Source organism: Arthrobacter sp. GmRoot5-12 (assembly GCF_059739365.1).
The window spans coordinates 50,984-63,340 of sequence record NZ_AP046056.1; the positions used below are offsets into that span (position 1 = coordinate 50,984).

A 12,357-nucleotide genomic window follows, 5' to 3' on the forward strand; every position below is an offset into this window, starting at 1 on the left:
CCGCACTCCGGCATGCGCCCGGCGCTACGTCTCGATGAGGAGTTACACGTGAGCCAGCACGGAAGCGGCGCATCCCCGCGCACTGTCCGCGACGTCGTCTTTGTGGACGGCATCCGCACACCCTTCGGCAGGGCCGGCGAGAAAGGAATTTACGCCGGAACCCGGGCCGACGACCTGATCGTGAAGTGCATCCGCGGCCTCCTTCGCCGCAACCCGTCCCTGCCTTCGGAGCGGATCGATGAGGTGGCCATTGCCGCCACCACCCAGACCGGCGACCAGGGCCTCACCCTGGGCCGGACCGCCGCGCTGCTGGCCGGTCTCCCCCGGATGGTCCCCGGCTTCGCCATCGACCGGATGTGCGCCGGTGCCATGACGGCCGTCACCACCACGGCCGGCGGCATCGGATTCGGCGCCTACGACGTGGTGGTTGCCGGCGGAGTGGAACACATGGGCCACCACCCCATGGGCTCCGGCGCCGACCCCAACCCCCGGTTCATGTCCGAGCGGCTGGTGGACCCGGCAGCCCTGAACATGGGAAACACGGCCGAGAACCTGCACGACCGCTTCCCCGCCATCACCAAGCAGCGCACCGATGCCTACGCGGTGGCCTCGCAGGACAAGCTGGCAGCCGCCTACCGGGACGGCAGGATCCAGCCGGACCTGGTTCCCGTTGCCGCCCGGAAGCCGGGCGAGGGCTGGACCGTCCACAGCAAGGACGAACCGCCGCGCCCGGGCACCACCATGGACGACCTGGCCGCCCTGCGCACGCCGTTCCGGGCCCACGGCCGGGTTACTGCCGGAAACGCCGCCGGCCTGAACGACGGCGCAACCGCCGCTGTCCTTGCCTCCTCCGAGGCCGCCGCAGAGCTGGGGCTGCCCGTGAAGATGCGGCTGGTGAGCTACGCCTATGCGGGGGTGGAGCCCGAGGTGATGGGCATCGGCCCCGTCCCGGCCACCGAGAAAGCACTGAAGAACGCCGGGCTGACCATCGGGGACATCGGCCTGTTCGAGATCAACGAGGCGTTCGCCGTCCAGGTCCTGAGCTTCCTTGACCACTACGGCATCGCCGACGACGACCCCCGGGTCAACCGGTACGGCGGCGCCATCGCCGTGGGGCACCCCCTTGCCTCCTCCGGTGTCCGGCTGATGATCCAGCTGGCCCGCCAGTTCGAAGAGGACCCCTCCGTGCGGTACGGGATCACCACCATGTGCGTGGGCCTTGGCATGGGCGGCACGGTGATCTGGGAGAACCCGCACCACCCCGACTACAGCGGAACCCCCTCCGGGAAGACCGCCGCCGTTTCCGAAGGAGCCATGGCATGAGCGCCGCAGATTACCGCAAGTTGGCGGACCTTTTCCCCAACGAAACCGTGACCCACTCCTATGTGCAGGACATCGCCCTGCCAGGCACGGCGGGCAGGCCCAGCCCGGGCACCTTTGCCCTCGTCACCCTGGACAACGACCTGGACCACACCAAACCCACCACCCTGGGCCCCAACACCCTGGTGGAGCTCGGCACCGTCCTGGAGGGCCTGCGCGACCGTGCGGCCCGTGGCGAGATTGTTGGCGTCGGGGTGACCGGCAAGCCGCATTACCTGGTGGCGGGCGCGGACCTCTCCGCCGTGAAGTCGCTGGAAAAGCGTGAGCACGGGCTGTGGATGGCACAGCTGGGCCACGACGTCTATGCAACCCTGGCAAACCTTGGCGTCCCCAGCTTCGCCTTCATCAACGGCGCCGCGCTGGGCGGCGGCCTGGAAATCGCCCTGCAGTCCACCTACCGCTCGGTGTCCACAGGGGCGGGTGCCCTGGCGCTTCCGGAAGCCTTCCTTGGCCTGGTGCCCGGCTGGGGCGGCGTCTACATCCTTCCCCGCCTGGTGGGCCCGGAAAATGCCGTAAAGGTCATGATCGAAAACCCGCTCAGCAACAACCGCCCCCTCACCGGTGCGCAGGCATTCGGCATGGGCATCGCCGACGCCCTCTTCGAGCCTGCAGACTTCCTGGAACAGTCGCTGGCCTGGGCGGCCGGTGTCATCTCCGGTGAGGTGGTCCCGGAGCGGGCCAACGCCGTCGACCCTTCCTCCCCTGACGCGGCAACCCGCTGGGCCGCCGCGGTGGACGCGGGGCGGGCCTTCGTCGAGGCCAAGACCTCCAACGCCTCCCCAGCCCCAGCCAAGGTCCTGGACATCCTCGAGGCAAACCGCACCATGACAGCGGCGGAGTCCGCCGCGCTGGAATGCGAAACACTGGCCGGGCTGATGCAGACGGATGAGTTCCGCTCCACCGTCTACGCCTTCCTCGACCTGGTGCAGAAGCGTGCCAAACGCCCGGCCGGCGCCCCTGACCGCAAGCTGGCCCGGCCCGTCACCAAGGTGGGCGTGGTGGGCGCCGGACTGATGGCCGGCCAACTGGCCCTGCTTTTTGCCCGCCAGCTGAAGGTGCCCGTGGTCCTGACCGACATCGACCAGGCGCGCGTGGACAAAGGCGTTGCGTACGTCCACGCCGAGGTGGACAAGCTGCTGGCCAAGCAGCGCCTAAGCCAGGACGCGGCCAACCGGACCAAGGCGCTGGTGACGGGCTCGGTGTCAAAGGACGCCTTCGCTGACGCCGACTTCGTGATCGAGGCCGTCTTCGAGGAACTGCACATCAAGAAGCAGGTCTTCGCCGAGCTGGAAGGCATCGTGGCGCCGGAGTGCATCCTGGCCACGAACACGTCCTCGCTCTCCGTGACGGAAATGGCCGCGGACCTGCAGCATCCCGAACGGCTGGTGGGCTTCCACTTCTTCAATCCCGTGGCTGTGATGCCGCTGCTGGAAATCGTCCGCGCCCCGCGCACGGACGATGCCGTGCTGGCCACCGCCTTCGAACTGGCCAAGGCGCTGAAGAAGAACGGCGTGCTGGTCAAGGATGCGGCCGCGTTCGTGGTCAACCGCATCCTGCTGAGGCTCATGGGGGAAGTCACGGCGGCCTTCGACGAGGGCACCCCGGCGGAGGTGGCGGACGCCGCGTTGCGGCCCATGGGGCTGCCCATGACGCCGTTCACGCTGCTGGCCATGGTGGGCCTGCCCGTTGCGCAGCATGTCCAGGAGTCCCTGAACGCCGCCTTCGGCGACCGCTTCCCGGTCTCCGATAACCTCAAGAAGCTCATCGACAACAACGTCAAAGCACTGTGGGAGACCGCCCCGGACGGTTCGCGGACCATCCCCCAGTCCACGCTTGAGCTGCTGTCCTTTGGCTCCAGCCCGTCCACGGCGGAGCAGGTGCTGCACCGCGTCCAGGATGCCCTGGCTGAGGAAATCGGCCTCATGCTGGACGAGGGCGTCGTCGCCGGACCCGAGGACATCGACCTGTGCATGATCCTGGGCGCGGGCTGGCCCATGTTCCTGGGTGGCATCACGCCGTACCTGGACCGGGTGGGGGCCGCGGAGCGGGTCAACGGCAGGCGTTTCCTGGCACCGGGCGTCGCGTCCCCCGCCGCAGGGTAACCGGCACCAGGCCGGCAGCCAGGACGGTGGGTGCTGCCTGTCAGGCCGGGGTCAGCCGGCCGCCGTCGAGCGTCAGGAGCCGGTGCGCCGCCGTCCGTGCGTAGCCCAGGTCATGGGTGACCAGCACGACGGCGGCGCCCGCCGCTGCTGCCGATCCGACGGCGGCGTCCAGCAGGGCCAGCCCGTCCCCGTCCAGTGCCACGGTAGGTTCGTCCAGCGCCAGGACGGCGGGCCTGCGCGCCAGGACGGTGGCCAGCGCCAGGAGGCGCTGGGCGGATGCCGGCAGCTCGGCGGGGTGCTCGTCGGCGGCCTCCGCCAGCCCGACGGCCTGAAGCGCCGCGGCGGCGCGGCCGGCAACCATGTCCCGGCCCACCAATCGCTCCAGCCCGAAGCTGACCTCCCGCAGTACGGTCCGTTCAAACAGCTGGTCGCGCGGCTGCTGGAACAACAGGCCCACGGATGCAGCGGTCCGTCCGACGGGGTCGCTTGAGATGTCGCTGCCGCTGACCAGGACAGTTCCCGCGGTGGGTCGCAGCAGCCCGTTGAAGTGCCGCAGGAGCGTCGATTTTCCAGCGCCGTTGGGCCCGGTGACCGCCACGATCTCCCCCGGGTGGACCTGCAGGCTGATGTCCTGCAGCACTGGGGTGCCTGTGTTCAGGCCGCCCGCCGGTGCCGCCCTGCCCCATCTTCTGCGGCTTTCTTTTCCGCGAACCTGCGGGTCCGGGTACGCGAAGGAGACGCCGCGGAGCTGCAGGGCAGCCGGCCCCGTCTGCCGGGCTGCAGGCCGCCTTGGCGGTACCGCGGACTCCGGCACGGCAGGACGCCTGATTGCCCGGGGCAGCACTGGCGGGACACCGCCATCTCCGGAATGCCCCGCTCCCATACCGGCGGGATGCCCCGCTGCCGTGACCATGCCCCCAGCGAGTACCACCCATGTGTCTGCGTCCAGGAGCAGGGGGTCGACCACCTGGCTGAGGATTACGACGGCGGTACCCCGCTTCAGCAGGTCCAGGACCAGGGTGGCAAGATCCTCCGCCCCTGCCGCGTCCAGGGAGGCGAAGGGCTCGTCCATGACCAGCACAGGAGGTCCGGCGATGATGGCGCAGCCGATGGCCAGCCGGCGGAGCTGGCCACCGGAAAGCGTCCCGGGGTCCTGGTCCAGCAGGCCCTGAAGTCCCAGCAGCCCCGCCGTGCGCTGCACCGCCGCCTGCATGTCACCACGCCCCGTACCGGCATTCTCCAGTCCAAACGCGAGTTCCTCCGCCACCGTGGCGCGGACGGTGGACAGCACGGCGCCGGGGTCCTGGGGGACAAAGCCCACGTGGCGGCCCCACTGGGCGGGATCGATCCGCGGGTCCCCCGCGCCGCCGGCAAACTCCAGGCGCGTGCCGGACAACTCAAGGAACCCTGCCAGCGATCCGTGGCCGCCCGGAGGCAGCCAACCGGCCAGCAGGCGGCCCAGGGTGGACTTCCCGCTTCCGGAGGCGCCCAGGATGGCCGTGAAGGAGCCCGGTGCAAGAGATATGGCGACATCCTGCAGGGCCGGGACCTGCCCGTCGTGGAAGGTGAAGTGCCGGATCCCGGCGGCCAGCACCGGCTTGCCTGACGTAGCCGCATCACCGGCATGGCTGTCATTGCCCGCATTACTGTCATTGCCTGCATTACTGTCATTGCTGGCATTGCCCGCATTACCGGCGTTGCGTTGGCCGCGGGACACTATGGGCTCAGCCACCTGCGCCCGCCTGCACTACCCGGAGAACCACTGCCGCCAGGGCAGCGAGCACCAGCACGATGCGTACTGTCCGCTGCCGGCCGGAATCAGCAACCTCGCGGTAGCTGGTCCGCGGCCCGGTGTTGCTGAGTCCCCGGGCTTCCAGGGCGGCAGCACGGGTGCCGGCATCATCGATCAGGGAGAGGACCAGCGGAACGGCCTGCAGCCGGAACGCGCCCAACCTGGACACCAGGCTGCGGGAGACCACCAGGCCGCGTGATTCCTGGGCCTGCCGGATACGCTGCGCCCGGGCGGCGATGGCCGGCAGCAGGGTCAGGGTGGACGCCAGTACGAAGGCGAACCGGCCCTGTACGCCGCGGGCGGACAAGGCCGCCACGAGGTCGGGCACGCGGACGCTGAAGGAGAACAGCAGGAGGGCCAGGACCACGGCCGCCAGCTGCAGGAACCGCTGCCCGGCGAAGGCCAGGCCCTCCTGGGTGATACGGGCAGGTCCCCACTCTGCCAGGACGGTCCTGCCCTCCGGGAAGAACAGTCCGTGCAGCCACAGCAGCGACAGGCCAAGCGGGACCAGGACTGCCGCAGCCGCCGGGAGCACCCGCCGGGCCGTGCCGCCCGCCACGGACAGGCCAAGGCAGGCGGCAACCACGGCGAGGGACAGCGGCCAGGTGCCGGCCGCCGTCGTAATGGCCGCCGTGGCCGCGGCAGCCGTCAGCGACGTCAGCGGGTTAAGGCGTTCCCGCCTGGCCGGCGCTGCCGTCCTGCCTGCCGATGGTGCCGTCACAGCGTTGCGGTCAGCCCTTCCGTGCAGAATCCGGGGAGGTGCCCTGCGCGGGACCGTGCCCGGGCCCCTGTGCGGGAGCGTCAGCCGCGGCCTCCACGGGGGTGTTGCCGGCCAGGACCCGGTGGCGCCGCACGAAAGGGAACTGCAGGCGTGCCCTGCGGGGCAGCGCATAGACCAGGATGGCCACGACTGTGAACACGATGGCCTTGTCCATAGGGTCGGAGATCAGTGCCTGCTTGGTGATCGCGGCCAGGAGGGTGTCCCCCATGGCCCGGAAGGCGCTGACGATGGCCCCCGTGGCCACGCCGGAGGTGCCGCCGAAGACGAAGGCGGCCACCGGGGCGGACACCACGCCGGCGAGGATTCCGGTGGCGAAACCGGCCACGGGAGCCAGGTAGAAGCGGCGGAAGAGGCCGTAGCGTGCTGCCAGCCCGGCGAGGCAGCCAATGAGCGCGGCGCCGGCTGCGAACGGAAGCACCGTGGGGTTGAAGAAGGACCAGACGATGCTGCTGAGCGCTCCGGTGGCGGCACCGGCGGCCGGGCCGGCCAGGACCGCGATCAACACCGTGCCGATGGCGTCGAGGTAGAAGGGAACCAGGGTGCTGCCAACGAACTGGCCGAGCACGATGTTCAGGACCAGGGCCACCGGAATGAGCACCAGGGTGGACGCGGGCAGCGTGGGCAGGACGGCGACGATCAGCAGGACTGCGCCTGCCAGGAAGCCGGTGAGGGCGATCAGGGCCGATGCGCTGCCCGGACCTCCGGTGATGTCTGCCGGCTGGTTGAGCACCAGGTAGACATAGGTGGCCGCGATGGCCAGGGCGCCGAGGATCTCCAGCAGCCGGCGGCGGGCCGCCGGGCGTTCCTGGGACGGAAGCGTCAAAGAGGGCGATGACATGGGGAATGTTCCTTTGGGTGCAGGCAGTGGCCCGGCAGTGCCGGGCCGGAGTGTGGCTGCCTATGTCACCTCGGCAGCAGCCGGCGGCAACTGCGCCGGGCCGGTCCGTGGCCCATTCTACCGGCCATCGTCCGGCAGCGTCCCGTGCCGGGTGGCCCGGTCATGACGGGTCCGCCCCTGCCCTGTCAGCCAACCCGGCGGGCCAGGCTTCCGATGGCGGACACGAGTTCGCGGAACGCCTGCTCCGGGTTGTTGGTGGCGACAATCCTGGCGTTTGGGGGTGTGCCCCAGAGCCCGCGGAAGTCGGCCACAGTGGTTCCCGCCAGGAGCGGCGAATCCGTTTCGACGTCCACGGTGGCGGTCCGCGCCGTGTACTCGAGCGTGCCTGCCGCGACTCCTGCGGCAAAGAAGTCGTGGACGTGGGCCAGGTATCCCTGGTCGTAGAGCCGGTGGAATTCAAAGTAGAACCGCAGGGCATCTGAAAGGTGCCTGATGAGGGTGTTGTCGGAGGTGCTGCGCCGCCCTTCCGGCTGTTCCGGGAGCAGCAGTTCGGGAACGCCGGCACCCGCGGCCCGGGCCAGCGCCGTGACGTGGGCCGGGTGCAGTTCAATGCGTTCGGTGGTGTCAAGGGAGCAGACGATGGGGAGTTTCTCCAGCGGCCATCCCCGGTACGCGGCGTAGACCTCCTTGGCGGCGTGCGGATCCACGTGCGTGTTCCACTCGGCGGTGGGGGTGGTGTTGCCCTGGTGGTAGAAGGCGCCGCCCATGATTACTGCCTTGGCCAGGAGGTTGGGCAGTTCCGGTTCCTTGCGCAGGGCCAGGGCGAAGTTGGTCAGCGGTGCGGTGATGAGCGCGGTGAGCTCGCCTGGCCTGGCCCTGGCATGTTCGATCCAGAGGTCCACGGCGTCCCGGTCGCAGAGCCGCCCGGCGGGTTCGGGCAGCACGGCGTACCCGATCCCTTGCGGTCCGTGGGTCTCAGGGGTGGTGAGCAGCGGGATGGACAGGGGCTGGCGGGCACCAACCGCCACCTGGACCCCGGACCTGCCGCACAGTTCCAGCAGGGCCAGGGTGTTGCGGGCAACCTGGTCCGCGTCCACGTTGCCGGGAGAGGCCGTGACCGCCACGATCTCCGTGTCCGGGAGGGCGGCCAGGTAGGCAAGGGCCAGGGCGTCGTCGATCCCGGTGTCAACATCCAGGAGGTAGGCGGGCACGGCGGCCTAGAAGAGCGCGACCTTGGGCACTGCCGGGAAGATCCCCTCCAGGTCAGCCAGGTCTCCGGGCGTGGGGACCCAGTTCGCCGCTTCCGCGTTCTGCCTGACCTGCTCCGGCCTGGTGGCCCCGGCGATGACGCTGGCCACCGAGGGCTGGGCGGCAAGCCAGGAGAAGGCCACCTCGATTTCGGTCAGCCCGCGTTCCTTCGCGAAGGCGCTGAACCGGCCCAACTGGTCCCAGTCGGCGTCGTCCACCATGTTGGTGCGGGTGTGGCTGAGCCGGGACCCCTCCGGGGCATGGCCCGGTGAGTACTTGCCGGTGAGGAGTCCGTTGGCCAGCGGGAAATACGGCAGGACACCGAGCCCGAACTCCTCCGCGGCGGGCGTCACCTCAAGCTCGGCACGGCGGTCCAGGAGGTTGTAGTGGTTCTGGGTGGAGATGAAGCGGGCCGTGCCCAGTTCGCGGGCCACGTACTCCGCCTGGGCGATCTGCCAGCCGGAACGGTTGGAGTGGCCGATGTAGCGGACCTTGCCGCTGCGGACCAGGGTGTCCAGCGCCGCGAGGGTCTCATCGATGGGGGTCAGCGGATCCGGGGTGTGGAACTGATAGAGGTCGATCCAGTCCGTGCCGAGGCGCCGCAGCGAGGCCTCCACCGCCTGGATGATGTAGCGCCGCGACCCGCGGGCGCCGAAGTCCGGCCCGCTGCCGCCCTTCATGTCCATGCCGAACTTGGTGGCCAGGACGACGCCGGAGCGCTTGTTTCCGAGGGCCTTGCCGAGCATGGTTTCGCTCAATCCGGGCTCCCGCCCATAGGTGTCGGCAACGTCGAAGAGGGTGATGCCGGCATCCACCGCTGCGTGGACGACGGCGTCCGTGGCGTCCTGCGTCTCGGTGGCGGTATTGGCGCGGCCAAGGTTGTTGCAGCCAAGGCCCACGGTGGAGACGGTCAGGCCGGATTTTCCAACGCGGCGGTAACTGGTCAAGGACGCCTCCTAGAGGGTGAAGTTGCTGGCAGGCTTGGCTGAGTGCTTGAGCTTGAAGTGGTCAGGGTCGCCGTAGGGGGCGGCGCCGATGCTGAGCTTGGTGAAGTCAAGGTCCTCGCCGCGGGCGCAGACTTTGATGGCGTTGACGGCCTTGTTCACGTCCGGGCAGAGGCAGAAGATGTTGAGCTTGTAGTCAGTGAATTCGGACCGCTCCACCGTGCCCAGGCCGCGCCAGGCGAGGTGGCTGATCAGGGCGTCCGTGGCCTTCTGCTCCAGGTAGCGGTCCCGGTCGGTGCCCTCCCTGGTCTTGAGCGCGAACTGCGCCACCACCCAGAACTGTTCCTCGGTGGGGATCTCGGCGTAGCCGTCCTCCGCGCACTGGGCTGCGAAGGCGTCGAGGAGGCCCTCCGCGGCAGCAGCATCCGGGACGTCGGTTTCCTCGGTTTTGCTCTGGTGCCCCACGGCGCCGAAGTTCATGACGAACTGGGAGTACTCATCGTCGAACCAGGCCTCCCGGAAGTGGAGGGTGCCCTCGTCGTCGCGCTTGTAGACCCTGACAATGCCGCTCATTTACGTCCTTCTGTAAACCATTCGACGTCGGTGCCGTCGAATGGCGCCTGCTGTGCCTTCACGGCGTGGTAAAGCCCGTCCGCTGCGGCCTGGATGTCTTCAATCAGTTGCTGCGGGTAGCGCATGGAGACGCTGTGTTCGGCGAACTCGTCCTGGTCGTCGATGAAGACGCCGCGGTCAGCCGTCCGGATGACGTCCAGGTCCATGTCGATCACGTGGAACTCGGTCACCGCCGGCCGGATGTGTGTCCATTCGTGGCCCACCGCCAGGTCGATGTAGACCCGTACTCCCGCCGGATGCGCGGAGTCGTAGAACGTGGCCACCCAGTCACCCTCGCGCGGCACCAGCAGGACGGCGTCGGAGCGCGTGTAGAACGCGGCGCCGGGGCGGGAACAGAACTCGTTGGTGCCCTGGAAAATCCACCACCCGTGCCGGTCTTCGCCCAGGTACCGGCCCGGCACCACCCAGTGGGCCTTGCCGTTCCACTTCCGGTTCCGGGAGACCACCAGCTGTCCCGGCTTTAGGCCGTTGGGAACGCGCGTGGTGGTGGTGTGCAGGACCGGTCCGGACTCCCCGGCGGGGCCGGGATACTTCAGCTCGTCCTCGTCCCTCACAGGATCGGGAGGCTGCCGGTGGTGGGGTGCTGCTGCCCGGGCAGGGGCCGCGCAAACGGAACCTTGGTTCCCAGGACCTGCGCAACGACGTCGTGAGTGATCTGCTGGGCGGTCAGCCCAACGCGCTCCAGCACCTGGTTGCGGGTGCCATGCTCCAGGAATTCGACGGGCAGGCCAACCTCGTTCAGGGCGGTGTCCACGCCTGCCGCCCGCATCTCCTGCCGGATGCGCGATCCCACGCCACCGGCGCGGACGCCGTCTTCGATGCAGATCACCAGCCGGTGGTGCGAGGCCAGCGCGATGATGGAACGGCGGACCGGGAGGACCCAGCGCGGATCCACTACGGTGGTGCTGATGCCCTGCGCCCCGAGCCGGTTGGAAACGTCGAGGGCCAGCTCGGACATCGCGCCGACGCTGACGATCAGGACGTCGTTCTCGGTGGAGCCGGAGGGGCGGCGGGCAAGGATGTCCACGCCGTCGCTCAACCGCTCCAGCGCCTCGACCGCCGGACCAACGGAGCCCTTGGAGAAGCGGACCACGCTGGGGGCGTCGCTGATGGCCACCGCTTCGCGCAGTTCCTCCCGGAGCCGGGTGGCGTCGCGGGGCGCTGCCAGGTGGAGGCCGGGGACGATCTGGACCATGGCCATGTCCCACATGCCGTGGTGGCTGGCGCCGTCCGGGCCGGTGACCCCTGCACGGTCCAGGACAATGGTGACGCCTGCCTTGTGCAGGGCCACGTCCATCAGCAGTTGGTCGAAGGCACGGTTCAGGAAAGTGGCATAGACGGCAACCACCGGATGCAGCCCGCCAAAGGCCATGCCGGCGGCCGCGGTGAGCGCATGCTGTTCGGCGATCCCGACGTCGATGACGCGCTCGGGGTGCTTGGCCGCAAATTTGTGCAGGCCCACCGGGATCAGCATGGCGCCGGTGATGCCGACAATGTCCTCGCGCTCGTCGGCGATGGCGGCGATCTCATCGGCGAAGACGGAGGTCCAGGACTGGGCGCCCCCACTGCCGGTTGGTTCGCCGGTCTCGGGGTCGATGATGCCGACGGCGTGGAACTGGTCTGCTTCATGGGCCCGGGCAGGAGCGTAGCCGTGGCCCTTCTCCGTCATGGCGTGGACGATGACGGGGCCGCCGTAGTTCCTGGCGGTGGAGAGCGCGTGTTCCATGGCCTGGAGGTTGTGCCCGTCCACCGGACCGATGTATTTCATGCCCAGGTCCTCGAACATGCCCTGCGGGGCCCACCAGTCCTTGATGCCCTTCTTCATGGCATGCAGGCTCTTGTAGGTGAACTGGCCCACCGGGCCACCGTTCTGGAGCTTCTTCTTCCACCAGTCCAGTGCGCCCTCATACGCCGGCGCGGCGCGGAAGGAGTCGATGGTGGGGCGCAGGGAGGCAAGGTAGTCGGCGAATCCGCCGACGGTGGGTGCGTAGGAGCGGCCGTTGTCGTTGACCACGATGACGACGCGGCGCTTCTTGTCCGCGGCGATGTTGTTGATGGCTTCCCAGGCCATCCCTCCGGTGAGGGCGCCGTCGCCCACGATGGCGACGACGTGCCTGTCGCCTTCTCCCGTGAGCTGGCGGGCGCGGGAGATGCCGTCGGCCCAGGACAGGGAGGAGGATGCGTGGGAGCTTTCGACGATGTCGTGCTCCGATTCGGCCCGCGCGGGGTAGCCGGAGAGTCCGCCTTCCTGGCGAAGGGTGCTGAAGTCCTGGCGTCCGGTCAGCAGCTTATGGACGTAGGACTGGTGGCCCGTGTCGAAGACGATGCTGTCGCGGGGCGATTCGAAAATGCGGTGCACGGCCAGCGTCAGCTCCACGACGCCGAGGTTGGGTCCGAGGTGGCCGCCCGTCTGGGAAACGTTAGTGATCAGGAATTCCCTGATCTCCGAGGCCAGCTGTTCCAGCTGTTTCTCGGTCAACTCGTTCAGGTCCTGCGGATTCCGGATGGTGTCCAAGATTCCCAATGACCCCTCCTTCGGGTGGTAGACGTGCCGTTTAACTCTAACGCCTTGGCTTGGCTGCAAAGCCGAAGCCCCGGCTGGTCGGTGACCGGCCGGGGCTTCGGGAGGATGGTGCCTG

Annotated in this window: 10 protein-coding genes; 2 read left to right on the plus strand and 8 right to left on the minus strand. The window is 69.0% G+C overall.

Annotated features, from left to right (window positions below; genetic code table 11):
• The first annotated feature begins 48 nt into the window (after window positions 1-48).
• Together AC6JAM_RS00275 and AC6JAM_RS00280 are read left to right on the plus strand one after the other, a co-directional pair.
• Complete coding sequence (locus AC6JAM_RS00275) at window positions 49-1,323, plus strand: thiolase family protein (protein ID WP_497933746.1); 1,275 nt, start codon at window positions 49-51, stop codon at window positions 1,321-1,323.
• The gene (locus AC6JAM_RS00280; protein ID WP_497933747.1) at window positions 1,320-3,482 is read left to right on the plus strand and encodes a 3-hydroxyacyl-CoA dehydrogenase NAD-binding domain-containing protein; all 2,163 of its coding nucleotides are present in this window, start codon (window positions 1,320-1,322) and stop codon (window positions 3,480-3,482) included. Before AC6JAM_RS00275 ends, AC6JAM_RS00280 begins: the two co-directional genes overlap by 4 nt.
• A gap of 40 nt (window positions 3,483-3,522) precedes the next feature.
• Here the strand turns inward: AC6JAM_RS00280 and AC6JAM_RS00285 are convergent, their stop codons facing one another.
• From AC6JAM_RS00285 to dxs, 8 genes are all read right to left on the minus strand, one after another.
• Window positions 3,523-5,214, minus strand: coding sequence for an ABC transporter ATP-binding protein (locus AC6JAM_RS00285; protein WP_497933748.1), 1,692 nt, complete (start codon window positions 5,212-5,214; stop codon window positions 3,523-3,525).
• Window positions 5,207-5,995: an energy-coupling factor transporter transmembrane component T gene (locus tag AC6JAM_RS00290; protein ID WP_223994820.1), complete on the minus strand. Its 789-nt coding sequence runs from the start codon at window positions 5,993-5,995 to the stop codon at window positions 5,207-5,209. Before AC6JAM_RS00290 ends, AC6JAM_RS00285 begins: the two co-directional genes overlap by 8 nt.
• A gap of 10 nt (window positions 5,996-6,005) precedes the next feature.
• On the minus strand, window positions 6,006-6,893 hold the full coding sequence (locus tag AC6JAM_RS00295; RefSeq protein ID WP_497933749.1) for an ECF transporter S component: 888 nt from the start codon (window positions 6,891-6,893) through the stop codon (window positions 6,006-6,008).
• Between the two features lie 185 nt (window positions 6,894-7,078).
• Window positions 7,079-8,104: a nucleoside hydrolase gene (locus AC6JAM_RS00300; RefSeq protein WP_018770744.1), complete on the minus strand. Its 1,026-nt coding sequence runs from the start codon at window positions 8,102-8,104 to the stop codon at window positions 7,079-7,081.
• Between the two features lie 6 nt (window positions 8,105-8,110).
• Window positions 8,111-9,088: an aldo/keto reductase gene (locus tag AC6JAM_RS00305; RefSeq protein WP_497933750.1), complete on the minus strand. Its 978-nt coding sequence runs from the start codon at window positions 9,086-9,088 to the stop codon at window positions 8,111-8,113.
• A gap of 9 nt (window positions 9,089-9,097) precedes the next feature.
• Window positions 9,098-9,658 carry a hypothetical protein gene (locus tag AC6JAM_RS00310; RefSeq protein ID WP_478222002.1) on the minus strand — a complete coding sequence of 187 codons (561 nt, stop codon included), beginning with the start codon at window positions 9,656-9,658 and terminating at the stop codon, window positions 9,098-9,100.
• Window positions 9,655-10,272, minus strand: coding sequence for a DUF402 domain-containing protein (locus AC6JAM_RS00315; RefSeq protein ID WP_018770741.1), 618 nt, complete (start codon window positions 10,270-10,272; stop codon window positions 9,655-9,657). The genes AC6JAM_RS00310 and AC6JAM_RS00315 overlap by 4 nt, the downstream gene beginning before the upstream one ends.
• Window positions 10,269-12,242, minus strand: a complete 1,974-nt coding sequence (gene dxs, locus AC6JAM_RS00320) for a 1-deoxy-D-xylulose-5-phosphate synthase (RefSeq protein WP_478222003.1) — start codon at window positions 12,240-12,242, stop codon at window positions 10,269-10,271. Before dxs ends, AC6JAM_RS00315 begins: the two co-directional genes overlap by 4 nt.
• Window positions 12,243-12,357: the final 115 nt, after the last annotated feature.

Excerpts from the sequence above, each read along its gene's own strand:
- AC6JAM_RS00280 (WP_497933747.1), top strand. The coding sequence starts at position 1,320 with ATGAGCGCCGCAGATTACCGCAAGTTGGCGGACCTTTTCCCCAACGAA.
- AC6JAM_RS00295 (WP_497933749.1), bottom strand. The coding sequence starts at position 6,893 with ATGTCATCGCCCTCTTTGACGCTTCCGTCCCAGGAACGCCCGGCGGCC.
- AC6JAM_RS00310 (WP_478222002.1), bottom strand. The coding sequence starts at position 9,658 with ATGAGCGGCATTGTCAGGGTCTACAAGCGCGACGACGAGGGCACCCTC.